Annotated in this window: 27 protein-coding genes; 15 read left to right on the top strand and 12 right to left on the bottom strand. The window is 58.4% G+C overall.

The features are described from left to right. Positions 1-46: 46 nt before the first annotated feature. The 3 genes from M9Q49_RS04760 to M9Q49_RS04770 are packed head-to-tail and all read right to left on the bottom strand — an operon-like array spanning position 47 to position 1,818. On the bottom strand, positions 47-676 hold the full coding sequence (locus tag M9Q49_RS04760; protein ID WP_254507512.1) for a sigma-70 family RNA polymerase sigma factor: 630 nt from the start codon (positions 674-676) through the stop codon (positions 47-49). Positions 677-721: 45 nt separating this feature from the next. Further along, positions 722-1,438 (bottom strand): bleomycin resistance protein, encoded by a 717-nt coding sequence (locus M9Q49_RS04765; protein ID WP_254507513.1) that lies wholly within the window; start codon positions 1,436-1,438, stop codon positions 722-724. Positions 1,439-1,452: 14 nt separating this feature from the next. Further along, positions 1,453-1,818 carry an Imm8 family immunity protein gene (locus M9Q49_RS04770; RefSeq protein WP_254507514.1) on the bottom strand — a complete coding sequence of 122 codons (366 nt, stop codon included), beginning with the start codon at positions 1,816-1,818 and terminating at the stop codon, positions 1,453-1,455. Between the two features lie 105 nt (positions 1,819-1,923). On the opposite strand from M9Q49_RS04770, the gene M9Q49_RS04775 reads away from it, so the two are divergent. Next, complete coding sequence (locus M9Q49_RS04775; protein ID WP_254507515.1) at positions 1,924-3,078, top strand: peptidoglycan-binding domain-containing protein; 1,155 nt, start codon at positions 1,924-1,926, stop codon at positions 3,076-3,078. Between the two features lie 122 nt (positions 3,079-3,200). Here M9Q49_RS04775 and M9Q49_RS04780 read toward each other — a convergent pair whose 3' ends face one another. The 3 genes from M9Q49_RS04780 to tatC form a co-directional block, all read right to left on the bottom strand. Next, entirely contained in the window at positions 3,201-3,971 is a 771-nt protein-coding gene (locus M9Q49_RS04780) for an HpcH/HpaI aldolase family protein (protein WP_254507516.1), read from the bottom strand. Positions 3,972-4,188: 217 nt separating this feature from the next. Next, complete coding sequence (locus M9Q49_RS04785; RefSeq protein ID WP_254507517.1) at positions 4,189-4,617, bottom strand: hypothetical protein; 429 nt, start codon at positions 4,615-4,617, stop codon at positions 4,189-4,191. An 11-nt stretch (positions 4,618-4,628) separates the two neighbouring features. After that, entirely contained in the window at positions 4,629-6,023 is a 1,395-nt protein-coding gene (tatC, locus tag M9Q49_RS04790; RefSeq protein ID WP_254507518.1) for a twin-arginine translocase subunit TatC, read from the bottom strand. Positions 6,024-6,476: 453 nt separating this feature from the next. On the opposite strand from tatC, the gene M9Q49_RS04795 reads away from it, so the two are divergent. The 5 genes from M9Q49_RS04795 to M9Q49_RS04815 all read left to right on the top strand — a co-directional run bounded on the left by M9Q49_RS04795 (position 6,477) and on the right by M9Q49_RS04815 (position 10,532). Further along, positions 6,477-7,469, top strand: a complete 993-nt coding sequence (locus tag M9Q49_RS04795) for a type I phosphomannose isomerase catalytic subunit (RefSeq protein WP_254507519.1) — start codon at positions 6,477-6,479, stop codon at positions 7,467-7,469. A gap of 231 nt (positions 7,470-7,700) precedes the next feature. Next, positions 7,701-8,006: a hypothetical protein gene (locus M9Q49_RS04800; protein WP_254507520.1), complete on the top strand. Its 306-nt coding sequence runs from the start codon at positions 7,701-7,703 to the stop codon at positions 8,004-8,006. 2 nt (positions 8,007-8,008) lie between these two features. Further along, the gene (locus tag M9Q49_RS04805; protein WP_254507521.1) at positions 8,009-8,263 is read left to right on the top strand and encodes a hypothetical protein; all 255 of its coding nucleotides are present in this window, start codon (positions 8,009-8,011) and stop codon (positions 8,261-8,263) included. 594 nt (positions 8,264-8,857) lie between these two features. Then, a complete protein-coding gene (locus M9Q49_RS04810) occupies positions 8,858-9,124 on the top strand; it encodes a hypothetical protein (protein WP_254507523.1) in 267 nt (88 codons plus the stop codon). Positions 9,125-9,314: 190 nt separating this feature from the next. Beyond that, entirely contained in the window at positions 9,315-10,532 is a 1,218-nt protein-coding gene (locus M9Q49_RS04815) for a molybdopterin-dependent oxidoreductase (protein ID WP_254507524.1), read from the top strand. A gap of 23 nt (positions 10,533-10,555) precedes the next feature. On the opposite strand, the gene M9Q49_RS04820 is transcribed toward M9Q49_RS04815, so the two are convergent. Further along, positions 10,556-11,197: a protein phosphatase 2C domain-containing protein gene (locus M9Q49_RS04820; protein WP_254507526.1), complete on the bottom strand. Its 642-nt coding sequence runs from the start codon at positions 11,195-11,197 to the stop codon at positions 10,556-10,558. 11 nt (positions 11,198-11,208) lie between these two features. Then, positions 11,209-12,330 (bottom strand): Gfo/Idh/MocA family protein, encoded by a 1,122-nt coding sequence (locus tag M9Q49_RS04825; RefSeq protein ID WP_254507527.1) that lies wholly within the window; start codon positions 12,328-12,330, stop codon positions 11,209-11,211. A 534-nt stretch (positions 12,331-12,864) separates the two neighbouring features. Between M9Q49_RS04825 and M9Q49_RS04830 the strand changes: the two genes are divergently transcribed. Further along, positions 12,865-13,638, top strand: a complete 774-nt coding sequence (locus M9Q49_RS04830) for an NRDE family protein (RefSeq protein ID WP_254507528.1) — start codon at positions 12,865-12,867, stop codon at positions 13,636-13,638. Between the two features lie 109 nt (positions 13,639-13,747). Then, complete coding sequence (locus M9Q49_RS04835) at positions 13,748-14,626, top strand: hypothetical protein (RefSeq protein WP_254507530.1); 879 nt, start codon at positions 13,748-13,750, stop codon at positions 14,624-14,626. Here M9Q49_RS04835 and M9Q49_RS04840 read toward each other — a convergent pair. After that, on the bottom strand, positions 14,623-15,351 hold the full coding sequence (locus M9Q49_RS04840) for a hypothetical protein (protein WP_254507531.1): 729 nt from the start codon (positions 15,349-15,351) through the stop codon (positions 14,623-14,625). The two genes, M9Q49_RS04835 and M9Q49_RS04840, sit on opposite strands and share 4 nt — an antisense overlap. A 246-nt stretch (positions 15,352-15,597) precedes the next feature. Here M9Q49_RS04840 and fliG point away from each other — a divergent pair, with 246 nt between their 5' ends. The 6 genes from fliG to M9Q49_RS04870 all read left to right on the top strand — a co-directional run bounded on the left by fliG (position 15,598) and on the right by M9Q49_RS04870 (position 19,801). Continuing rightward, positions 15,598-16,590, top strand: a complete 993-nt coding sequence (gene fliG, locus M9Q49_RS04845; protein WP_254507532.1) for a flagellar motor switch protein FliG — start codon at positions 15,598-15,600, stop codon at positions 16,588-16,590. Positions 16,591-16,599: 9 nt separating this feature from the next. Beyond that, complete coding sequence (locus M9Q49_RS04850; protein ID WP_254507534.1) at positions 16,600-17,526, top strand: AraC family transcriptional regulator; 927 nt, start codon at positions 16,600-16,602, stop codon at positions 17,524-17,526. Between the two features lie 60 nt (positions 17,527-17,586). After that, positions 17,587-18,156, top strand: coding sequence for a DUF417 family protein (locus M9Q49_RS04855; protein WP_254507535.1), 570 nt, complete (start codon positions 17,587-17,589; stop codon positions 18,154-18,156). 96 nt (positions 18,157-18,252) lie between these two features. Next, positions 18,253-18,519 (top strand): hypothetical protein, encoded by a 267-nt coding sequence (locus M9Q49_RS04860; RefSeq protein WP_254507536.1) that lies wholly within the window; start codon positions 18,253-18,255, stop codon positions 18,517-18,519. Positions 18,520-18,657: 138 nt separating this feature from the next. Next, on the top strand, positions 18,658-19,572 hold the full coding sequence (locus M9Q49_RS04865; protein ID WP_254507537.1) for a radical SAM protein: 915 nt from the start codon (positions 18,658-18,660) through the stop codon (positions 19,570-19,572). After that, positions 19,565-19,801, top strand: coding sequence for a hypothetical protein (locus tag M9Q49_RS04870; protein WP_254507538.1), 237 nt, complete (start codon positions 19,565-19,567; stop codon positions 19,799-19,801). The genes M9Q49_RS04865 and M9Q49_RS04870 overlap by 8 nt, the downstream gene beginning before the upstream one ends. A gap of 69 nt (positions 19,802-19,870) precedes the next feature. On the opposite strand, the gene M9Q49_RS04875 is transcribed toward M9Q49_RS04870, so the two are convergent. Beyond that, the gene (locus tag M9Q49_RS04875) at positions 19,871-20,206 is read right to left on the bottom strand and encodes a (2Fe-2S) ferredoxin domain-containing protein (protein WP_254507539.1); all 336 of its coding nucleotides are present in this window, start codon (positions 20,204-20,206) and stop codon (positions 19,871-19,873) included. A 28-nt stretch (positions 20,207-20,234) separates the two neighbouring features. Continuing rightward, positions 20,235-22,598, bottom strand: coding sequence for a hypothetical protein (locus M9Q49_RS04880; protein WP_254507540.1), 2,364 nt, complete (start codon positions 22,596-22,598; stop codon positions 20,235-20,237). A 366-nt stretch (positions 22,599-22,964) separates the two neighbouring features. Between M9Q49_RS04880 and M9Q49_RS04885 the strand changes: the two genes are divergently transcribed. After that, complete coding sequence (locus M9Q49_RS04885) at positions 22,965-24,065, top strand: serine hydrolase domain-containing protein (protein ID WP_254507541.1); 1,101 nt, start codon at positions 22,965-22,967, stop codon at positions 24,063-24,065. Between the two features lie 2 nt (positions 24,066-24,067). Here M9Q49_RS04885 and M9Q49_RS04890 read toward each other — a convergent pair whose 3' ends face one another. Next, entirely contained in the window at positions 24,068-24,814 is a 747-nt protein-coding gene (locus M9Q49_RS04890) for a hypothetical protein (protein ID WP_254507542.1), read from the bottom strand. Positions 24,815-25,029 lie beyond the last annotated feature (215 nt).

Below are 25,029 nucleotides of genomic sequence, written 5' to 3' on the forward strand. Positions count from 1 at the left end.
ATGGTTGCGTTTAACCAGTGCGTCTGAATTCTGGCGAACTCAGCTACTAGGAAGAATCAGCTCCCTCATTCAGCAGCGCTCGCAGTCGTTTGATCGCCCGCAGGTACCGCATGCTTGCCGCAGGTTCGGTCAGGCCGAGGGCCTGCGCGATTTCCTGATTCGAGAGCTGCTCGAAGTGCCGCATGATGATGATTTCGCAGTCGACGTCGTCGAGCTTGGTGATCGCCAGTTCCACGGCTTGCACCATTTCTTTTTGGGTGGCCGCCGCGCCGGGCGTCATCTGCGGATCGCACAGCTGCGCGGCGAGTTGCATCGTGCTGTGATCGTCGGCGCCGGCGACGAGCATCGGCTGTTCTCTGTCGACGCTCCGCTTGGCCGAACCGCGGTGCCGGCGATGGGCATCGATGATGCGGTCCTGGGCGATCTGCCGCAGCCACAGATGGAACGGCATCACCGGATTGGCGATGTAATCCTGCAGCCGACGATTGGCTTCGACGAGCACATCCTGCACGACGTCGCTCACGTCGACGCGCCGCTGCACCTTGTGATCGAGGCGCATCTGCACCATCCGCCGCAGCGAATCCCGATGGCGGTCCATCAGGTTATTCACGGCAGCGGAATCGCCCTGCTTAGCGCCGGCGAGAAGTTCTTGCGTTGGTTCGGATTGTGGCCACATGGGTGACTATTATCATCTGCAACCGTGCTGGGCGAAAGTCCGATGCTAGGCCTCGCTGATTAACGTCTCCACGTGCTTAATTTCCTCGGCCAGACATTTCCGTTCTGACTTACTCAATTTCAACCCGACAACTCTCTCCAGCGATTCCTCGGCGACCTTTTTTCGGTTCAATCGCACGGCCAGTTCGGCGTGATAAAGCAGCGCGCGAGCGATCTCCATCGGCTCGGCAGCCGGATATTTTTTCAGTCCCGATTCCAATGTTCGAATCGCTTTTTTCTCATCGCCAGCGGCATCTGCCAGGCGGGCGGCGACGTTGATGAAATGCGTCAGGCCGTCGACTTCGCTCGACTCTTCAGCCTCCGCTGCCTCGTCGGTTGCTCCTAGTTTGTAGATCCGCAGCCAGTTGCCGCCGACGTCGACCACGCTGAAGCCGGACACCGTGCCGAACTTTTTTCGCGGCCGCAGGATGCGTGGAATGCCGGCAGCAGGCAACTTGCCGAACTTGGCACGCAGGCCGGCGACGAATGCCTGATACAAGGCATCTGGATCAGGAACGACGACGATCACACTGCCGTACGAATCGGCGGGATTGAAATTGGGCATGCCGAACAAATGCATTTGCCAGTCCTCGCGCTGAATGACTGCGCAAGGATTTGGCCGCAGCTGGCGGTAGGTCTTTTTAAAACCCAACGCTTCGTAGAAGGCGATCGCTTCGTCGATATCGCCACAAGGAAGCATGGGATAAGTGAGTTCGTTAGCCATGGTGGTTTCGTAGTTTAGTGCGGTGGGTACATGCCTTCGTATTCCCAGTGCATTACCTTACGCAGTTGATCGAGGATCTGCTGCCAATCGTTGCCTTTGAGTCCCTCGACGTACTCGCGAAGCGTGCGCTCGACGACTTCTGCAGTGAACTGTTCGACGAGGATGCCGCGGAAATAGCGAGCCTTGCCACGAGCCCGACCGGCTGCAGCTGATGTCGACACATTCACGTCAAAAAGGTCGGCGCCTAGTGAGCCCTCGGAGCCAATTCTCAAGGTAAACGAGCCGTGAGCATCCCACGGGTCAACACTAGGGTTGTCGACAAACGATTGCCAATCGCCGCGCGTCGTGTGTGGTTCGATGCTGTGAAGGATCGCTTTCATGTTCTCAGAATTGTAATCTTCTCGCCGGGCCCTTATCTTCACCCCATCGGCGAGCCTGCCCGTTGATTCGCTGCTCTGGTTTTCTCTCGGCTGCTAGGACCTGCCATGACTTTGGAATCGGATCTGTTCAAAAACAGTGACTCGCTCAAGGCTTGCGAAATTAAAGACAGCGCGCACATTGTCGCCGACGAACCGCCCAATCGGCGTGGCGTGAACAATCGCGGCCCGCACATCGCGCTCATCCAGAAAGCGCTGCGACGACTGATGTCGAGTCCCAAGTTCGGCCTCGAAGAAGCCAACGAGGAATATGGCCCGAAGACCGCCGAAGTGGTGCGGCAGTTCAAGCTCGGGCCGCCGATGATTCTCAATACCGAATTGCGGCAGACGACTCCCGACAACATTGTCGGCAGAAGGACGATCAAAGCTCTCGACACCGCGCTCGTTCGCCAGAAAGGAAGAGAGATTCCGCCGAACGATCTGCCGATTCCGCCGCTCGATCCCTTCGGGCCGTTTCAGGTGGTCGTCTTTAATGAGAAAGACTCGTTTCCCATCTCGCGGCAGGATCACAACCGCAACGAAGACGATCTCGACAACACGCGGCGTGAACCGATCAACCTGACGAAGCCGCTGCCGCTGCTCGCGCAAGGATTGTTGCTCAAAGCGCGCACGATGGAAGCGAGCGAGTTGCAACTCGCGATGAAGATCGAACTGGGTGGCGCGGGTCGCGGCCTGGGGCTCGACATGGCCAACCGCTTCTTCAATAACCAGGCAGTTCAAGACAAGTTCTTCCCTCCCAACGATAAGATTACTCAGGCCCTGGTGGCGTCGGATTCATTCAAGAGGCAGCTGCAGGATTTGGAGTCGCAGATTTCCAACGTGCTGCAGGCGGGCATTCGCACTCGCAAGGTGTGCGATTATCACGACTTGGCCGTTGCCAAAAAGTCGGTTCAATTCGAATTGCCGTCGTTTCCCTTCACGGCAGAGGAAATGAATCTGAAGGCCGTGATCGGCGGCATGAAGGGTGGCTTCGTTTCGCTGAAGGAATTTGACGCGAACGCCGACACCCGCCGCTGGCGGGCCACGCTCAGCTTTCTGCTGGTCGATCACTTCGGCATCAACGACGAAGACCTGCGTCCCGGCGGCGGCCACGGCACGTTCGGCCAGGTTAGCATGTGGGTGCTGCAGCACGAACACCGGCCCGGCAACTGCCCGTTCATCAGCAAGTTTGTCTTCGACGCGCCCGCCTCGGGCCCGCTGTAAGTAGGACGGACGATTGGTCCGTCCCGAGCAGCGAGAGTTGCGCTTTGGCAGTTGGAATGAAGAAGTGGGCTTGGTACCTGCTTCTGGCACGGACCAATGGTCCGTCCTACTTGTTGACTCAATTAGCCGCGCCGCATTTTGCCGAAGGCTTCGGCCATCGCGTCGTGCATCATCGCCGATTCGCTGGCGTAGACGACCAGGCGGGCGCCCTGTTTGAGTGTCCGCTGTTGCTGTTCCACTTTGCCGAACCAACTGCCGGCGGCGATGTGATGACGGGCGCCGGTGTCGATGATGCGCTGCATTATTTTGATGAAATCGGGATGGTCATACTCATTGGGAATTCCCATGTTCGTGGTCATGTCGTTCGGGCCGACGAACAGCGCGTTCACGCCGGGGATGGAGCAGATGGCTTCGAGATTTTCCACGGCTTGCACCGATTCGATCATCGGGATGAACAGCGTGTCGGCGCAGCGCTCCTCGAAGCAATACTTCTTCGTCTTCTCGCTCGGCCATTTGTTTTCTTTGAGCACACGCTCGAGCGCGACGCCTTTCAAAGGCCGATAGACCGCGGCTGCCGCGAGCCGCTTGGCATGTTCGACGTCTTCGACATAAGGCACCACCACGCCGTCGAAACTGTCGCAGACTTTCGAGACATCGTCGGGCTCGCGACTGTGTGTGCGCGCGAGGCAGGCAATTCCTTTCGCCGCGAGGGCGTATCGCAGCGGCAGAAAATCGGCGAGGTCGAGCGCGTTGTGCTCTGCCGTGCAAATGACGAAGTCGAGCGAGTTCGGTGGAATGAGATCGACGATGCCGGGATTCGTCGCGTGCTGAATCATCGTGCCGTAGACGGTGTCGCCACGGAGGAGTTTGTCCTTGAGCGTGCGGGCATTCATGGGCGGCTCGCTAGAGAGAGTTGCGGGTTACAGTAGCGGCACTGTAGCAGATTGTCGGCTTTCGCTCCCGCGAGCGGGTGTGTCTTTTTGAAGACGCATGAGGCGTGGCGGGTGCGCGCCGAAGCCGGAACTTCGCAGGGCTCGTTCCTGCGGTGTTGGTTGATCGCGTCCGTTTAACTTTCGCGGAGCGAAAGTCGACAATGGGTCGACAATAGGGCTATTTGAAGCGGAGCGAGCGAATGATGGTTTCTACTATCTGCAGTTCGTTGGCGAAGGTCGCGTTTTTTTCGCAGGTGTAGGTAATGAACGCGAGTTGATCGGGTTCGGAGACATACCACACGCGCAGAAAATCGTCGTTCCACACAAAGTTGGCAGCGAGCAGCGACCGCGGCGTTTCGGCCGAGGACAAGTTGTTCGGCGAGCCCAGGTCGTGCCCCTTGGCAAACTCGTTGAGCATGCCGCGGAGTTGTTCAGGGGTGAATTGCACGCCCTTGCCGCCGGGGATCTTTTCGATGCTCACTTGCAGTTCGCCGAGGCCGTCATCGGCCATGAACGTCGGCGGCGAGCCCGGGTCGAGGTCGGCAGTGACGTCGAACCAATCTTCCGGAGTTTCGAGGACAAAATTGGGGAAATCAAAGTTCTTCATGAACGTTCCAATTACGCACTTGGTTCATACATCTGATTAAACGGATTGCGATTGCGCGGCATCCACAAGCACATCGCAATGCCCAAAACATAAAGTCCGCACAACGGGATGGCCATGAGGAGCATGCTCACCGGATCGGCGGGCGTGAGGACCATCGCCACGACGAAGATAATGAGAATCGCCATTCGCCATTGCTGCAGATATAGCTCGACGCTCACCAGACCGATGCGGTTGATGAAGAGCATCACCAGCGGCAACTGAAAGCTGATGCCGAAACCGAGCGGCAGGATGAGCACAAAGCTCAACCACTCGCCGATGCGGGGATCGAACTCGGCATTCAAGCCTTGATTGAATTGGAACAGGAAGTTCAACACCGGCTGAAACACAAAGCCGAAGGCGAGCGACGCGCCGGCGAAGAAGAGCAACAAACTGATCGGCAGATAAATGAACACCTGGTTCTTCTCGTGCGGATACAAACCGGCGGCGACGAAGATCCAGACCTGATAAAAGATCCAAGGCGCGGCGATCACAACGCCGGTGATCATTGCGGCTTTGAGGTAGATCATGAACGCTTCTTGAGCGTTGAGGACCTGAAAGCGGACTTTCACCGGTTTCCAGTTGTAGAACTGCACGAGGTTGACGCGCGGCGTGCGGAGGTAACTGTTGAAGGCTTCGGTGACGAGCATTTTGTTGAGGCGGCGCGTGGCTTCTGCGTCGGGCCCCTTCTTCAACTGCTCGCGTAGCGCGACGACGGCTGCGTGGTTGGTGCCCGAGAGCGCGGCGAACTCGGCCGACTGATGCAACTCGGGCTTGGCCAGCAACTCGTTGAAGATGGCCGTGAGTTTCACATCGGCCAGCTTCTCGGCTTTGGCTTCCGCGATTTTTTGGATGGCCGCGTGATCGTCGTCGCTGAGCATTTGCCATACGCGCCGCGCTGGCGAGGGAGTTGTTTTCTTCTCCTGGCCGCTGAGTAGCGTGGCAAACGCGATGTCTTTTCCTTCCGCGGCAAAGTCATCGCGGATGAAAGCGCTGGGAGACAACGGCGAATCGCCGAGGAGCCCTGGATACGACAGTCGCAGTGCGCTGGCGATTTGGGCGGGTTCGACATTTACCTTTTCCGGAACGAGCTTGCCTTGCAGGATTGTCTGCTCGTATTCATAGGGCACATTGCCATTGAAGTCGCCAGCGACATCGACCAGCGCCCGCGCCAGGTAATGTTCGGTGAGGGCGGTTTCGAGCGGCTGTTCGAAAAATCGGACCACGCGCTCGGCTGCATACAAACCGATTAAGCAGCCAATGACCACGCCGAAGAGCGACCGAAACAGACAGACGCGCAGTTCTTCGAGGTGTTCCCCGAAGGACATGCTGCCTCCTTCGAACAGATCATCTTGAGGCTGCTTGGCCATGGTCGGCTCCGAATGGTGGGCGCTGTGGTGAGTGGAAGGTGTGCGGCGAAATGGATGGGTCGAGCCTTCCCCAAGTCCGGTCCAAAATCCGGCGGGAAGGTCGCCGCGGTGCATCGCTGGCGTGCTCATCGCAGCACGCACGACCACAGGCGGGAGAACTTCGTCCCGAAGGACGGCGACGGAACTGCTCCGTCGGTTGATTGGCGGGTGAAGCACCTGGGCATCCCCCGCCGAATCGATTTTCTATAATACTTGGCCGAACAAATTGTCACAACTGCCGAAAAGAGCCACCCGATTAGTAAGTTCGCGACCACCGGCCTTGTGCCGGTGGGGCGATCACTGCTCAGCTACTTGTGAGGGCAAGGTAGTCTGCCAGTGAGCGCTCCACTGGGGCAAGCCCAGTGGTCGCGGTAACTTTATGAATGGGGCATTTTCGGATAGGAAGTTAAGTCGATGACTCCTCTATATCCTTTTCGTTTTGAGCCTCTTTACAAGCGTTATTTGTGGGGCGGACGACGACTGGCCGACGTGCTGGGAAAGCAGCTTCCGCCCGGCGACGACTATGCCGAGAGCTGGGAAGTCGCCGACCATGCCTCGGGGCAAAGTGTGGTGGCGGCGGGACCGCTGGCGGGAACCACGCTGCACCAACTGGTGACCGAGCGCGGCGCGGAACTGCTGGGCCGGCATGCTCCGCAGCCGGGTTCGCCGCAGGCACGCTTTCCGCTGCTCTTTAAACTGCTGGATGCGCAAAAAGTACTCAGCGTGCAGGTGCATCCCGATGATGCCGGTGGTGCGAAACTCACGCCGCCCGACCTGGGCAAGACCGAAGCCTGGGTCGTGCTGCATGCCGAACCCGGGAGCGTGGTCTATGCCGGACTGAAGCGCGGCTTCGATCGACCTGCGCTCGAACGCGAAGTGATTCGCGGTACGAGTGAACTGTGTCTGCACAAGATCGAACCCAAAGTCGGCGATTGCATTTTCATTCCCGCCGGCGTCGTGCACGCGCTCGGCGCGGGCATCGTCATTGCCGAAATCCAGCAAGCCAGCGACACGACCTTTCGCCTGTATGATTGGAAGCGTGTTGGCGCCGACGGTAAGGAACGGCCGCTTCACATTCAGCAAAGCCTGGATGCCATCGATTATCAAATCGGGCCGGTCAATCCGCAACGGCCTCGGGTGGTGGAGGAATCTGGCGTTCGCAAAGAAGAGTTGGTCCGTTGCGACAAATTCGAGCTCTCGCGCTGGCAGCTGTCGCAACCCCAAGCGATCGGTGGCGATGGCCGGTGCTATTTGATTTGCGTGCTTGAGGGGGAAGTTGCGATCGAAGGTGATGCAGCGGGTGCTCCGTTGAAGCGTGGCCAAACGATCCTCGTGCCGGCGAGTGTGGCGACCAATCTTTCGCCGAGCGGTTCGGCGACTGTTTTGATTTCGGCCCTCCCTTCCTAACCCGCGGCGTCAGCCAGGCTGTGCTGCACTGCGACCACGTTCTGCGTTGAATGGGAGAGCGCTGGCCTTGACGGTAATGGTCGATTAAATGGACCTGCGAAAAACGGTTAAATTGCTTCGCCCGGGCTCGTCAAGTTTGGTAGGGTGTCGTGACATGAACCCCCAATTCCTCACCGGCCAAACGTTCCTAGTCCACGAGCTGCCGCAGCTGCCAGAGAGCGGGAGTAGACGATGCGAACCTCTCCGCACGAATTAGCCATCGCAATTATTGCTGGGGAATTCGACGATCCAAGCACATGGCCAACTCCTGAGTGGGGGCCTATCAATGCCGAAGACGAGCGTGCTTTTCTTGTGAAGCTCACCGGCGAGGATTTCGGGACGGACGCAGCGCGCTGGCGCGAGTGGTTCGCCAAGTGCGACGCAGAATTGCTTAGTTTGCTGTATGACCCAGATGGTACGATGGCAAGGCGCGCGGCAAGGGAGCTGAGCTGGGACGAATTTCTTCTGCGATTGAAAGCGCGCGGGGAGTCGCTTTGACCATGAAACGCGAATCTCGCGCATCCCTGGTCGTCACCATCGTGCTACTCCTGCCGGCGCTGTACGTGGGGAGCTATCTGGCGCTGGTCGAGCCGAACCCCAAAGGGATTCCATATTGGGGACTCAACTCTGGCTCGGGCCACTATGGCTATCGTGGGGCTTTGGTCGATCGATTTTTCTGGCCACTGGAGCAAGTTGATCGAATGGTGCGGCCGAAAGCGTGGCCGAATGAGACAGAGGTTCAGCAGATTTATTAGGCACTTCCCATGCCAATCGAAAACAGGTCCACTTTGTCGACCACCACCGCCTTGACAAATAGTGGACAAATGAATATTATTGCAGTCGCTCTTTGGCAGCTTGGTTGTTGGAAAAACGCCTGACGGTTGGCGGCAGGTGTTGATTGGCTATTTCTTGCGACGGTATTCGACTGACGGTGAACAGGTCGTGTGAGTAGTTCACTTTCCAATGGTGATGGCCGCGCGATTCATGCAATAAAGTGCAATACGATTTTGGTCCTCAAATCGCGCAACTCCTTATGCTGCAAAGGGCTGCGAGATTTCAAAATCGGTATTGCTTGCAATGTTGAGATCCTCTGAAGGGGGGGGCTTGCGGGGCTGCTGGGCTCAGCATCTGAACAGCGGTTTCGAGCGTGGCAAGGGCGAGTTGGGCGAACTGATTTCGGGGTGGTTGCGTACTGCCGGCACTTACCCAGGCTGAATTCTGGCGATGCATTCAAGGCCCCGCGCCAGCGGGGCCGATGCTATCAGCGACGACTTCCAATCTGCCTTGGGTGGAATTCGGTGGTTCCCTATAATCCGCCGCCCGCCTGGCACTGAATGAAGGAACGAAACATGCGTTGGCCTTATGTGTTGATGTTGCTTGCCGTGTTGCTGCTGCCGAGCGTCGGCTGCGCGGGGAACCGCTGGGCTGCCTCGAAGTGGAACTTTTTTCACCCCGGTCCGAGCATGGAACAGCGGGTGCGGGCCAGCGTGCACGACCCTTACTCCGATCGCGACATGGGTCCCGAAGTGGTCGGTGGCCGGCCGCGGGAATTTATGAATCAATATCCCGAAGCCGTTCGGGCTCGGTTCTATTCCGATACGCACGCGCCGCGGTAGATGGAGTAGGGCGGACCACTGGTCCGACCTGGAACTGCCACTGCGGCAGTTTGGCGTGGTAACTGCTTCTTGAGGCGGACCGATGGTCCGTCTTACGCGAGGGCGTTGCGCTTCTGATTGACTCTCGGTGTAAACTGACGAGCTGTCTCCGGTTCGTCACTGTTCATCACACCAGCGCCGAGATCGCTCCATGACTGACATCGTTGATACGGCAATCGCCTCGAAGTCCACTCGTCGCCGTTGGCTCGCGCAAGCCGCGGCGGTTGGTTCGGCTGCTTATCTGGGCAGCAATCTTCTCGCTCAAGAGAAGAAACCTGCCGAGCCCCCGCCGCCACTCATCGTGCGGCAGGAAGCCCCCTTCAACGCCGAGCCGGAGATGGCCGAGCTCGTGAAGTCGTATGTCACGCCGGTCGAGCAGTTCTATGTGCGCAGCCACGGTGCGGTGCCAAAGGTCGATGCCGATTCTTTTCGCGTGAAGATCTCGGGCCTGGTCAATCGCGAACTTGAGTTCAGCGTCGCCGAGCTCAAGGACAAGTTTGATACGCACAAGATCGGCGCGACGTTGACCTGCGCCGGCAATCGTCGGCAGGAACTGAGCGCGATCAAAAAGGTCGCCGGCGTGCAGTGGGACGCCGGCGCGATCGGCCATGCCAACTGGATGGGCGCTCTCCTGTCTGAAGTGCTCGCCGCGGCAGAACTGCAACCCGGCGCGAAGCACATCTGGCTCGAAGGGCTCGACCCGATCAAGGAAAAGGATGGCAGCGAAGCTCCCTTCGGCGGCTCGATTCCGCTCGAAAAGGCCCTCGCTAAGAACGGCGACAACCTGCCGTCGCTCCTCACGCACACGATGAACGACAAGCCGCTAACACCTGAGCATGGGGCTCCGCTGCGGCTCATCGTGCCGGGTTACATCGGTGCTCGCAGCGTGAAATGGCTCGCCAAGATCATCGTCAGCGATAAGCCTTCGCCCAATCACTACTTGGCCGAGGCGTACAAAGTTATTCAGACCGACGACAAAGAAGAAGCGGCCAAGGCCAATCCGATTTATGAGTTTCCATTCAACGTGGCGATCGGCCTGGCGAACGGCGCGAAATTGAAGCCTGGGTTTCAATACATCCGCGGCTATGCCCTGCCGCAAGGCGTCGTCAAAGGCGGCATCGCTGCCGTGGAAGTCTCAGCGAACAACGGCCGCACCTGGACCTTCGCCGAAATCAGCAGCCCGATCAACAGCATGAGCTGGCGGCTGTGGGGCGCAGCCGTGAACATCCTCCCCGGCAAACAAACGCTCCTCGCCCGCGTTCGGCCGTTGATCAACGGCCTCGAAAGTTCCCCCGCCGAGCAAGGCCAGTGGAATCTCAAAGGCTATCTCTACAACGGCTGGCACCGAGTGCGTGTGGAAGGGATTTGATCGCCGTCCTACGATCGAGTGACTTACTCAATCTCATAGCGCTGCCGCGACCGACGGCGGGGTTGCAATCGACAAACGACAACCGTCGTATCGTCCCAATATTCGCCCGAGGGAAGTCGCACGAGCTCGATCAGCCGGCGCGGGATCTCGTAGAAATCGGCCTGCGAAATCGTTCGAGTCAGCACGTCTCGTTTCAGATAGTTACCCAAACCATCACTCGCGACAATCAGCATGCCATCGAGTGATGAATGCTCAAAGCCTTGCGGCTGGGCTTCACCACTTCCCAGCAACGGTTTGCGGATTTGGTCCTGCGTTAGCTCGCGCAGTTCATCGTCTTGCCATAGCCAGGCCACGCTGTCGCCGACGCTGGCTCCGCAGATGCCGTCCTGTCGAATGTCGACGACAACTGCTGTGGATTCGCCGGCGCCGAGTCGATAATCGATCTGCGTGAGCAGCTGGTCCCAATCGGCCGACGTGGTGAGCTGGCGATAGTGCTCGCGCACCTCTGCGATCACACGCTCTGCGGCCCGCTCACCACTGCCACTCCCCCCTGCCCCGTCGGCGACGACGATAACTGTTCGCGATTCATCATGAATGATCGCGCACCGATCTTCGTTGTGGCTGCGATAGGCTACGGAGAGATGGTTGGCTTCGTAGCTTGGCATGGGGATTCTTCTTAGCGAGGTTCGTTTGGGATATCGATCCACCGGCGTTCGGCGTGCGATTGCAGCGTGGCATCGGCGATGACCTGAGCGGCTAAGCCGTCGTAGAAGCTCGGGACGGCTTCGCGCTTGTTGACGATGGCGTCGACGAATTCCCAGACGAGGTCGTAGCGGAAGACCGTGGCCGGTTCCCCTTCGTTCGCCTTGCGCGGGCTGCCGGCGGGAACGAGGAACTCGGCGGGGACATCGACGGGAGCCAGGTCCTGGCCGGTTTTGCCCATCATCAGTTGGTTCGGCATGTGGAGGCGATAAACGACGGAGTACTCGCTGCCGTTGATTTCGGCCCATTCGTGGCCGAAGCCCTTGAAGCCGTAGCCCTTGGCGAGCGTCGTCCCTTCCCACACGCCGGTCGCGCCGCTGGCGAATTCGCCGAGGATGCACGACCAGTCATCGACTTCCGACGGCGCACAGTCTTTGCCATCGACGGTCTTGGTGCGAGGGACAAAGCGAGCAACGGCGCCGCTGAGCGTCTTCACCGGGCCGAGCAGGTCGAGGGCGAAGTCGATGCGGTGGATCGTCATATCGAAGAGATCGCCAGCGCCGGCGCGAGCTTTGTATTGCCGCCAGCCCCAACTCGTTTCCGGCCAGTCGAGAAATCGTTGGCTACGAAAGTGCCGGAGTTCGCCGAGCTTGCCGCTGGCGGCGAGATGCTTCATGTACCGCATCGAGGGAGCGAAGCGATAAGTGAACGCCGTCATGTGTACTACTTTGGCGTCGCGGCAGGCATGATACATGTCGCGCACTTCCTGGGCGGTGAGGCCCAGCGGCTTTTCGCACATCACATGCTTGCCATGCTTGGCCGCAGCCAGGGTGATCGCCCGGTGAGTATCGTTCGGCGTGGCAATGATGATGGCATCGACGCCCGGATCGGCGCAGAGGGCTTCGAAGTCGGTGGTTACTTTTTCGATGCCCCAGTCCTTCTTCCGTTTCTCAAGGAGCTCGGTGCTGGCGTCGCAAACGGCAACGAGTTTGGCGCGCGGATCGATCCGAATGCCAGGGACGTGGTGGTAGTCGCTCACGGCCCCTGCGCCGACGATCGCAATTTTGACAGGGTTTGCCGCAGAGAAGTCAGCCATGGAAAATCCTTCAACTCAAGGGAGAGGTGCTGCGTAGAATAAGCAGAGTTCGGTTGGGTAAATTTGCAGCCCTAAATTTGACGTGAGCCACGCTGGCGTCAATTCGGGGTACCCCGAGTTCCGGATTCAGGGCGGTGGGAAACTTGTCGAATCAGTTCGCCATTTGACTAAGTTTCCCAGAACCCAATTGCACTTACCCATGTCTTTCTAAATGGAATGTAAACCACGCTGAAGGACAGTTTGTCGTGCCGAACTTCCCACCCTAAGCGTCATCAGCCGTCGTGATTCGATCGCTGCAAGTGATTGACGTAAATAGCCTTACACTAGACTGGAGCTGCCTAGCGAAGCCCTTCCTCTCTCGCCTTGAGGTGTTCACCGCCGATTTGCCCGGTTGTGAATCTTTTCTCGATCATCACCCGTTAGAGGGTGTCCTTTTGATCCGTGAGCCGTTACATTAGCAACGACGGAAACGGAACCAGTAGCCCGACGTGGAATGGTCACTGGGAAACGCAACCCACATATGGATAAAGACTTATGTGTCTGCTCGCTATTCAATACCGCTCGGTACCGGAGGCGCCCATTTTGGTCGCCGCGAACCGAGAGGAAGCATACGACCGACCCTCGCTGGTCCCGGCAATTCAGCCCGGCAAGCCGCGAGTGTTGTCGGGCGTAGACGCTCGTCACGGTGGCACGTGGCTGGGTGTGAATCAGAACGGCCTGTTTGTCGGTGCTTGCAACCGACCGAAGGCTCTTGCCACCTTAGGCCCGCGCTCCCGCGGCCTGCTCTGCAAAGAACTTCTCCGCGTGAACTCGGCCCGTCAGGCTGTCGACCTCGCGATGGAAGAACTTCTCTCCGGTAAATACGAAGGGGTCAACTTTGTCATCGCCGACGCCGAATCTGGCTGGGTGGTACACGGTAGTGAAGACCCGGAAGTGGATGAACTGCAAGAAGGTCTGAACATCATCTCGAGCTACGATGTGAACGATCCGCGCGACGAACGCCAAAAGCTCGCTCGCCGGCTCCTCACTCTTCAGACGCTCGACTCGGCGGTGAAGTTCCTGGCGGTTGCCAGCAAAGCCTTTGCCCGTCCCCCAGCCAGCCCTGATCGGCCCGGCATGGTGGTGGCAGGCAAGGAACGCGGCACGGTCAGCTCGACCTTGATTGCCCTCGGCAAAAAGCCGCGCGACGCCATCTTCCAATACGCGGCCGGTTCGCCCGAAACGGCCCGCTACGAAGATTACTCGCCGCTGCTCCGCGACATCCTCAGCCGCGGTCTGCGTGAGTCACGCACCCGAGCCAAGGCCTAGTCGTCGATCCGCTCCGCGGTCGATGAATGGACGTTCCAGTTAGAAAAACCTAAGACGCTCGCGATTTCGGTCGCGAGCGTTTTTTTTTAACCACCAGTACAATGTCCGCATGGATCCATTTGCGGAACAACTCGGCTTTACGCCTGCTTGGTTTGCAGCGGGCGTAGTCAATGACGAAATCCTCGCCCGCATCAAAACTGTTTGGGAAGAAAGCGACGATCGCAACACCGAGCACTATCGCTGGGGTGCCTTCTGCGACTTCGTGAAATCGCGCCCGACTTTGACGCCGGAGTTGGCGAACGAACTATATTCCCTCGGCAACAACGACCCGAATCCGTCCATGGGCGGTTGCCTGATGGCGCGCGTGTTGGGGATGCCGGGAAGTCCGCGCTCGTTGATCGACGCGGCGCGAAAATCCAATCGGCCCCACGTCGCAAAAATCGCCGAGCGGCTGCGGTTGTATTACTATGTCGGGCCCGCCGATCTCGCCCGCCTCGCAACGGCGGAGTCGCCCCGCCAGTCGCTCGGTTCGGCTGCGAGCGCGCTGCAACTCTGGCGACAATACTTTCCGTCCTTCAAACCGGGACGGCACAACGCAGGCTCGGCGGATTCGCTGACCGTCACCTTTGTCGTTCAGGGGGCTGCAATCCTAGTCGCTGATCGCCACAGCGAGCACATCGCCTGTGCGCGAGGTGAGCCGGTGAATTCGGCAGGAGAATTGACGCTCGCACTGAACAAGCATGGCCAACCGCTGGTGATCACCGAAATCTCGAACCAATCCACCGGCTTTTGTCCTGAACCTGCCTCTTGGTTCGCAGTCCAACACGCCCTGCAAAGCACCGGCATCCAGCATCCGCAGAACTTCACGAATGCGCTCATCTTCCGACGTTGCCCCAGTTGCCGCGCGACGAACGTCGTGAAAGATCATTGGCTGCATTGTGAGGTCTGCGGGGCAGAACTGCCAGCCGAGTGGAACTTTGCGGACTAAGAAGCTTTTGACTTGCGAGTCCTGGTCTTGCGAACCTTGCGCGGCAGCGGTGACCGCACCAGTTCATACGTCAGCGCATTACCGATTTTGCCGACCATGTTTGCGCCGCCGGTCTTACGCAAGCAGTAAGCAATTCGCTGCGCGATCCAGCGTTGAATCTGCATTGCCTGAGCGAGATCGCCCGTGTGAAATGGTTGCGGCAGATCGTTTGGCAAGAGCGCGAGCAGGTCGCCGTTGGTTTGAAAGATATGCGTGCTGACGACGTCGACCATGCTCAGGTCGTAGGTGACGTGATCGTCTCGCCGCCAGCGACGCCGCTTGCCGTGGCCGGGAATACGGCGTTCTTCGACGGTGACGAGCGGCACTTCAAGCGTCAGCCGCGGGTGCGGAAAGACCGAGCCGAAATAAACCAGCTCGTGAAACAGATCGAGAACGGTCGCGCGCTTGGGGCTGAGTCGCCGGCTGATTTCGCCGCCGTCCTCGCCTTCGAGTTTGATCAGCGTCTTGCGGGCGATCAGCGGCTTCACCACGCGGACCGGATGCTTTTCCAGCAGCTTGGCCACTTTGTTCCGAATGGCGCCGAGCGAGCCGTGCTGAATCTCGACGAGTTCGTCGCCACGAACGACATCGATTCGATAGCCCGCGAACTTCCGCGACTCTTGCTCACTCGCGGCGTGCTCGCCGGCGTAAAGAGCTTTCAGTTGGCGGTGTAATGAAGTTTCCATACTTCCCTACAAAAATCTACTTTCTACTCACCCCTCTCTACCCTCCTTTTTCTCCAGCCATCCCAGGGAAAGGAAAGTAGAGAGGAGTGCGTAGAAAGTAGCAGGAGAATAGCGGACGCCACTGGATTCGCCCACTGCACTTGAATTGGCCGTTGCTAGCAATTTTGCCCTAGACCGTTTCGTTGCGGCCAACGATACTCCGCGCCTGCGCCCGGTTTGCGAGCCGAATTGTTGGGATAGATCAAAATGTCCGATCTGCGAAAAGCTGCTGTTCTGCTGATGAGTCTCCCCGAGGAAGACGCCGCTGCGCTCCTCGCCAAGCTCACGCCCAAGCAAGTCGAAGTGGTCTCGATCGAAATCGCCAAGCTCGGCAGACTGTCGGGGACCGAGCAGGAAACCGTCATTCAAGAATTTGCCGGCGTGAACCCCGCCGCGCTCGGTGTGGCCGGCGGCGGTCTCGAGTTTGCTTCGCAGCTCGTCTCCAAAGCCCTCGGCGACCAGGCCGGCAAGACGCTCGAAAATGTGCGTCAGTCAATTCAGTCATTACCGTTCGGCTTTCTGAAAAAAGTCGACCCGCAGAACTTGCTCACGTTCATCATGGACGAGCATCCACAGACCATCGCCCTTATCCTCTCGCACCTGCCGAGCGCGTATGGCGCGGAAATTCTCAAAGGCTTGCCCGCCGAACGGCAGCTGTCAGTCATTCGCCGCATTGCCCACATGGGGCAAACAAATCCGGAAGTGATCTCCGAAGTCGAACGCGGCCTCGAGAGCCGAATGGCGAACTTGATGAATCAATCGTTCGAAAAAGCGGGCGGCGTAAATAGCGTGGCCGAGATCTTGAACGTTACCGATCGCGCGACCGAACGTTCGCTCCTCGAAAGCCTCTCGCAAGAAGATCCCGAGCTCGTCGATGAGATCCGCCGCTTGATGTTTGTCTTCGACGACATCGGCAAGCTCACCGACAAGGACATTCAATCGGTCCTCAAGAACGTCGAAACTTCGCAATGGGCTATGGCCCTCAAGGGTGCCAGCCCCGAGCTCAAACAAAAAGTCCTCGGCAACCTGTCCACGCGCGCTGCTCAAACGCTCAAGGAAGAAATCGAATACCTGGGCGCGAAAAAGCTCTCTGAAGTGGAAGCCGTGCAGCAACAGATTGTCGACGTTGTGCGGAAGCTCGAGGACGCCGGCCAGATTACCGTCCATGCAGCCGAAGAGAACGAACAGCTGGTGCAGTAGAATGGCTGGATGACGAAAGCGAAATTAAATTCCGCGCCGCACTGGTTTGATCCGCGCAGCGGCGCGCCTGCCATTTCGATTCAGCAGCATTCGGTTCGTGAGCGGAATTTTGAACCGCCGCGGACCAATTGCTTTCGCATCTGGTCGATCGAAGGCGGCGAAGGAAAGTTCGCCGTCAGTTCTGGCAGTTATGAGTTTGCCGCTGGTCAGTTGCTGTTCTTCGTCCCTTATCAGCAACTGAAGTTTGCTGCACGGAGTGCGTGGGAGGCGACGGAGATTCAGTTTCACGCTAATTTTCTCTGCGTCGAAACCTTTCATGCCGAGACCGGTTGCAGTGGCGCGCTGTTCAACGATTTGTATGGTCCGCCGTTGGTTGCTTTGAACGAAACCGCTCGTCCGCAGGTTGCTGACTTGCTCCGGCAACTCGCTCAGGAACAGCGAGAGCAAGCGACCGCCTATGAAGACGCATCCTTGTCGTTGCTAAAGCTCTTGCTGATTGCCGCTACGCGGCAGAAGACGCAGCAGTCGCTCGCTTGTTCTCCTGACGATCGCGGTTTTCGGCATCCGCTGATTGCGCAGCTGCGCGAGTTGATCGAGCAACATTACTGCACGTTGCATACGCCCAAGGATTACGCCGAGCTGTTGCACGTCACGCCGAAAACTCTTGGCCGGTGCGTGAGCGAGCAGCTTGGCAAGACGTTGACCGATTTGATTCGCGAGCGATTATTGACGCATGCCAAATGGCAGCTGCTTCACACCCTGCGGCCGGTAAAGGAAATCGCGCGCGAGACCGGCTTTAAGGACGAGTTTTATTTCAGCCGATTGTTCAAGCAGGAAACGGGCGTCTCGCCGAAGTTCTTTCGGGAGTTTGAGACGGAAATTCGCGGCGGGAGCAATTTGTCCATGAGATTCGCCCCTCCGTCCATTCGCGAATGACGGGGCCGCGCCGATACTTCCTTTGTCAAACAGAACCACCGAAGACAAAGGAAATCTCCCATGTTCATTCGCCGCATTTTCGAAGCTGCCGCCCGTCTCGATCGCATCGGCCTGACCGTCACCCGCATCGGCTTGATGGTGGTACTGCTTTGGATCGGTGGTTTGAAAGCTTTTCGCTACGAAGCCGACGGCATTATCCCTTTCGTCGCCAACAGCCCGTTCATGAGCTTCTTGTTGAAAGATCCGGCGAATTACAAATCGCACAAGAATCCGGAGGGGGCTCTCGTGCCCGCCAATCGGGAGTGGCACGAACAGAATGGCACGTACGTGTTTGCTTACGGCTTGGGCTCGGTCATCGTGATCTATGGCTTGCTGATCGGCACGAACCCATGGCTGCCACAAGTAGCGGCAGTTGGAAGCTTTTTGGTCTTCACCATGTCGTTTGTCACCCTCTCATTCTTGATCACGACGCCCGAATGCTGGGTGCCGGCTCTCGGTGACGCCCAGCATGGTTTTCCGTATCTGAGTGGCGCCGGTCGACTGGTGATCAAGGATGCCATCATGATGGGGGCGGCCTTGGTGACGATGGCTGATTCGGCGAAGACGTATCTGCAGCGAACCGCGGCTTGAGCCGGGCAAAACGCGGCCGGAACGCCCTCCCGGACCTAGCGGCTGGCCGGTATAATAGGTCCGTCGTTCAGGAAATCCGTGTCGCGGGAAGAGCCCATGTCGCAAGCCGAAATGCTGGAGTTGTTTGCCGAGTTGCAGCCCGGGGACCGGGTGCAGTGCGACCACGAAGTGAAGGTCGGCTTTCGCAAGTGGCACACCACCACGATCGGCAAGGTCGTGCGTAAGGAACGCCGCCGCCATAGCTTGCACTTCCGCCGCAACACCGACGATAAGGTCTTCAGCGACGTGCTGGTGATCGAACGCGAAGGGGGCGAATTGACGACCGTGACGCTGGATGAGTTTTCGCAGTTGAAGAAGCTTTAATTTTCTTGTTCCCTCTCCTCGGTATTCCGGTGAGAGGGTTAGGGTGAGGGGCTGGGCTGCGACTGGAGTCAACTCCGCTTCAGCCCCTCACCCCGCCCCTCTCCCCGGCGTACCGAGGAGAGGGAGTAAGACACAAACATGACCCTCGACGTCTTACACACGCAGCACCAACGTCACTTCGCGTCGAGCAAGTTCGTCTATCCCGTGCTGAGCCGCCGGAGCGGCGGGATTTCGCTGGGGGTGAACCTTAACCCCGACAAGGTTTGCAACTTCGACTGCATTTATTGCCAGGTCGATCGGACCACGACGAGCGATACGCAGTTCGTTGAACTGCCGCAACTGCTGAGCGAGCTCGACTATTTTCTGTCGCTCGTCACCAGCGGCGAACTGTATGAAACGGAAAAGTTTCGCCACACGCCGCCGCAGCTGCGCCGGCTGAATGACATTGCTTTCTCAGGTGATGGCGAACCGACGACGCATCGCAATTTTGCCGACATCATCGAACAAGTCGCCGCGCTAAAACGCAAGCACAATCTGCCGCAGGTGAAGCTGGTGCTGATCACCAATGCCAGCATGTTTCATCGCCCGCATGTGCAGCGCGGGCTCGAACTGCTCGATCAAAACAACGGCGAGATTTGGGCCAAGCTGGAAGCGGGAACGGCCGAGTATTTTAAAAAGATCGATCGGACGACGATTCACTTTGAGCAGATCCTGCAGAACATTACTGCGGCAGCGCGAGTGCGACCGCTCGTGATTCAGTCGCTGTTCATGCGCGTGGCTGGTGAGCCGCCGCCGGCAGCGGAGATCGAAGCCTTTTGCGATCGGCTGAATGAAGTTACGACGGCTGGCGGCAAGTTGAGTTTGATTCAGATTTACACGGTGGCCCGCAAGCCGACCGAAAGTTACGTCACTCCGCTGAGCGATGCCGAAGTCGATGCCATCGTGCAGCGCGTGCGCGAGCGAACAGGACTGACGGCTGCGGCTTTTTACGGCGCGAATACGGACGCGATCGAACCTGCCGGGTCCGCGGCGAAAGATGACTCCCATGAATGAAGTGAAGCCCGCGAACTTTCTCCGCCAGTGGATCCACTGGATCATGCTGGGCCTGATCGCCTGGGGCGTGTTTCTCGGATTTGGCGCGTATCTCTACGGCGGCAAATACGCCGGGCTGAAAGCAGTGATCATCGCCGTCTGCGCGATCGTGTTCGTCGAGTTCTGGTGGCTGATGTTGATCGCTCGCGAACGGCGGATGGCGAGGTTGGCTGAGAAAAAAGGTAGTTGAGCAACTCGCGTTTCCGCCCCCTCTCCCCTGCCCTCTTTCCGAAGTTCCGAGGCGAGGGAGTAAGAGAGGTTACTTCTTCTTGCAATTCAGCTTCTCATCCGGAATGAGCAGATCCGGAATGATGCGGCCGCCGACGATCGTTTCTTCGACGATGCGCGGCACGTCTTTGACTCGCACACCGCCGTACCAGATGGCTTGCGGGTAGATGACGATGACCGGGCCGAGTTCGCACTGGTCGAGGCAACCGGCTTCGTTGGCGCGGACCTGGGGTTTCAGGCCACGCTTTTCGAGCTCTTTTTTGAAAGCCGATTTCAGCGCTTCATCCCCATCGGGATCACACGAAGCGCGGGAATCTTTTTTGCGTTGATTGCAACAGACGAAAATGTGATGCGTGAAGTGTGCCATGCGGCCATTTTACGCACGGGCTTCGTCCTTAGCGACCACGCTTCTTTTCCTTGTCCTGGTTGCCGCTGTTGTTGTTTTCCTTGGGAGTAGTGGTCCGCGGAGCCGGCGTCGAGTTGCGGGGCTGCAGATTCTGGATGTTGTTCTGCCGCGACGGTTGGGTCCGTTCCACATTCGGCTTGGGAACGTTGAACGGCTTGGTCTCCTTGTTGCCGCCGAGATTGATCCCACCGTTGCCGCCAGGGTTCATGCCACTGCCACCGAGGTTGCGCGGTGGATTGGCCTCGCGCTTCGGCACTTCGAACTTCGGCGTGCGATCGACCTTGGGAGTCGTATCCACTTTCTGAGTCAAATCCACCTTGGGCGTGTTTACTTTGGGAGTTTCAATCGTGCGCGTCGGATTGCCGCCGAGATCAGGACGAGGCTGACGTGCCTTGTTGATCGCGTCCTGCTGTTGCTGTTTCAGGGCGTCGATCTTTTGCTGCAGCGCATTGTTCGTGGGATTCGCAGCACCGCCGAGGTCCGGCTTCCGCGGCTCGCGGTTCGTCAGCGGTTTGTCGTTTGGCTTGTCAGTAGGCTTCGTCAACGGAGTGTCGAGGCCGGTGTTTGCCGGCTTATCGACGGAGGGGACGAGGCCCGGCGGAAGGATGCCGTTGTTCCGGCCTGGCAATCGCGTGGGATCTTTACCATCCGGCTTGTTGCCGTTCACCAGCGGCTTGTCGCCGACGTTCGTTTTGTCGCCAGGAATACGGTCGATAGGTTTCCGATCCAGCGGATTGCGGTCGCCAGGATTTCGCTCGCCAGGATTGAGATCCAGCGGATTACGATCGATCGGCCGGGAAACAACGTTCCGGTCGGGCTTTTCTGGCGCTTCGATCTTCGGTTTGTTGGGCGAAAGGTTCGCCGTCGGCGCCTTCGGCAAACGGAACTTGCTCGTAAGCACGTCCTGTGTCGCGGCGATTTTGTCGGCGGGAGTGTCGTTGCCCGGTTTGCCCGGAAGTTTCACGTCAGGTCCCTTGCCCGGATCACCGATGGCAGGGCCGCGGTTGGGACGATCGCTCGGATCGCGGTCTGGCCGATCGTTGCCGCGGCCTGGCTGATCACGTCCTCCTGGCACGAAGCTGACGTGCTCTTCCTTGAGTCGCATGTTGTGCAACTCTTTGACTTGCTCGATGGCTTTCTTGTTGTAGTCCTTCGAGACGAGATCTTGCTTGGTCCAACGATATTCCGGCTTGCGGACGATGTCCTTCAGGTCTTCGCCGAGCGAAGCCGGGCGCACCTGCGGTCCGCCGTTGGGATTGCGAATGTCGCGGTGATCGTGCTGATGAGCGATCTGATCGCGCCAGGTATTCGCCGGGCGTTGATCGACGTGGCTCACATAGTGGTTGTGCCAGCCTTGCATCCGCTGGGCGTAGTTAATGCCCTGGCGGTGATAGTGGACGTTGCAATACGAGAAGAGTGGATCGTGGCAATGCGGCCGCGCATTGTAATTGCACCAGGGCGTGAAGCTGCGGTTCACATAGGTCGGCCCATAGTAATTGCCGAAGTAGTAGTGGCAGTACGAGTCGCGGACCCACAGGTGGACGAACAGGTTGCTGGTGTTGATCACGCAGCGCGGCGTGTAGTAGTAAGTTGGCCGAGCGTAGACGACTGGCTGCATGTAGACCGGCGCGAAGATCTGGCCGCGACGTGGCAACCGCCAGTCCCAATAGCCGGCGATGTAGACATAGCCGCGCGGAGTCCAGACCCAGTGCGGTTGCACGTAGATCCAGTCTTCGCGATAGGGAGCGTAGTAGCCGGCCGACCAAACATAGTCGTTGTTCACATAGTTCCAGCTGCCCGGAATATAGAAGTAGTCATCGCCCGGCGAAGCAACCGACGGACCTTGCTCGAGCGAAACCGGCGGCGCGGGCCGATATTGCATCTCTTCGATTTGATCGTTGATCCAAAAACCAGAGACCCACTGAAAGCCACCCGGCACTTCGGCCCAGTAGCCCGGCACCCAGCGTTGGCCCGGCGGCGGATCGCGCCAAGCACCGCTGATCCAGATGTAGTCGTCGCGGTCTTCATCCCAGGCCCAGTAGCCCGGGAACCACTGCACGTTTTGGCCTTCGGGTTGATACTCGGGCGGCTGTTCGCGAATGTCAGCCGGCGGCGGCTTGGGCACCGTGAGCCCCGGCTTGGCATCGGCAACAGCGGGGGCGGCGAACGCTTCGTGCACGGGACCACGGGTCAACGTTTGCACGCCGTCGGAATCGATCTCCGGCGGCAACTCCTCCTGTGCGGCCGCGAACGCGCCGCCAAGGAGAACCAAGAATGCGAACCAAAAACCGCGCACTGACGGATGAACAGTCATGTCATCCCCCTTTTCGAGAACCCGAGCCACAGCCGACATTCGACCACTCTTGCGAGATTAAAGCAACTTCAATGCCTAGTAAGGCCACAGGGCGAGTCCAGATCCGCGTCAAGTAATCACCAGCCACAATCAAACCGCGTTGCCGATTGAACTTAAGGATGCTGAGGAGATGCCGGCAGGGTCCCCTATAATTCTTCGACAGCTTTGCTGGGAGGAGTTCAATCGAAGCCCTATTCGAAGAATATTGCTATCAAGTTGACGACAGACTGTGGCGCATATGATTTACAGTCTTGAGCGGTAAAATCGGCGGGTTGCGACGCAGAAGCACGCCGCAGGACCTATGGAGGCGAAACTTCGGGCCGTTGCCGAGGGTTGAATGGGTATCTCAGACCGAGAGGAACAGCCATGAAGAATCATCTCACCCGCCGCCACTTCGGCTTGGGCGTTGTCGCCGGTTTCGTTGCCATGAATAGCAAGTTTGCCTCGGCTGCGGACGAACCCGCAGTCGACCTCGCCAATCCGAAGCACCACAAGTTGGCCGCCGAATACAGCGCGTCGTGCAAGGGCATTAGCATGCTGGTGCGGGTCGACGACAAGGAGCTCTTTTCCGATTATCCGAACAGCGGGAAAAAGGACCGGGCCCATGAACTGGCGAGCGGCACGAAGAGCTTTTGCGGCGTGCTGGTAGCGGCTGCCATTCAGGACAAGTTGATTTCGTCGTGGGATGAAAAGGTCAGCGACACGCTCAGCGAATGGAAAGAAGACACGAAGAAGAAAACAGTCACGCTGCGGCAACTTCTCAGCCTGACGAGCGGTATGGCGGGCGGCGGCATCGGCCGGGTGCCGACCTATGCCGATGCGATGGCGAGTGAGTTCAAGTTCGATCCTGGTCAGCGCTTTCAATACGGCCCGGCGCCGTTTCAAACCTTTGGCGAAGTGCTCCGCCGCAAACTCGAACCGAAAAAGGAATCGCCCTACGACTATCTGCAGCGGCGAATCCTCAAGCCGATCGGTTTGCAGGTTGGCTCGTGGAGAAAAGGAGCCGATGGTCAGATTCATTTGCCGTCGGGGGCCGCGCTCACGGCCACCGAGTGGGCCAAGTTCGGCGAGTTCGTTCGCGCCGGCGGCGTGCATGAGGGCAAAGAACTCCTTTCGTCCGCTGCGCTCGACGAATGCTTCGTACCTGGCAAAATCAATCCTTCGTACGGCCTGAGCTTTTGGCTGGCGAGCGGCGCGGGGAACACGCGCGAAGCACTCGCGCCAGGCTTGGCTCGCTTCCGCGGTGGCGGAGAGAAGAAAGACGATCTGCGCGTCCCCGACCTGGTCTTCGCGGCTGGCGCCGGCAATCAGCGACTCTTCATCAGCCGCAAACTGAAACTGATCGCCATCCGCCAAGCCGATGGCATTCTGGCTGCCCTTGGAGGAAATGATTCGACCGGTTGGAACGACCGAGAGTTTCTTTCGCGGCTGATGTACGGGACTGATGCGGCGGGCAAGAAGCTGTAGACCTATTTTTGACGATGTGCACGACGCAACCTCTCTAACCGAGCACGGAGTGGGGCCCAGTAGACGCGGTCTGCTTCTCGCTCCGCATCTTCCTCGCTTCTTAGAGCAGCGATTATTGCTGGATGGTTTGCGCTTTTTGCTGCAATTACGGCTGGGCGAGTTGCATCCCGCGACTCCGCTGGAAAGCGTTCGACGAGGGCAATAAGCACTTCTGGAGTTCTGCTTTCAGCCAGCCAAAATTCGATCTGACGTAGTGTCGGTGTTTGAAAATTGACTTTGTAATTCCAATCAACCAGCCGGGTGACCATTGGCCAGTCTTTATCGCGCTGGGTTTTCTTGGCTTGCACCAAGTCGCTGATCCCCATCACTTCAACTGGCGTTCCGTCTGCCAGTTCTGCGGTTGTTCGCCGATTCCACACTTCTTCGAACTCGGCGACGCCACGCATTCGCGACATGACATCCACGCGCATGTCATCTGCTTCGGGATGGCGGCAGCGAAAGTGAACGGCAAGACCTTCGTCGAGATACTGAAGTTCAAACGGAGGCACGGCGATTACTTCGGCCTGCAACTCCTGTAGGGCGGTCTGCAGCCGAGATAAGTTCGACTGTTCCGCAAGAATGGCAAAATCGATGTCGCGACTAAAGATCGCGGACCCGTATACAACGCAGGCCTGTCCCCCCATCAACAGGGCGCGAACCTGATGCTTCTGGATCGTAGAAAGGACTTTGCAGATCTGGTTCGGGAGCAAGCGAACCTCCTAACGCCAGATAATTTGCCAGCTGTTTTCCGCATTCCTCAATTCGCTGCGCAGGAGTCTGCTCGCTGGCCGCGAACCACTCTGGGCCGTACTGGATTTCCCAGGCTTCAATGACTGCCGAAGGAATGGCAACTAGATTGGGTGAACTCGGTTCCATATCAATAATATAGCTCCAATCCACGAGCATTCCGAGATCATGTTGAGTC

Source organism: Anatilimnocola floriformis, from assembly GCF_024256385.1.
In the GTDB taxonomy this organism is placed as follows: Bacteria; Planctomycetota; Planctomycetia; order Pirellulales; family Pirellulaceae; genus Anatilimnocola; species Anatilimnocola floriformis.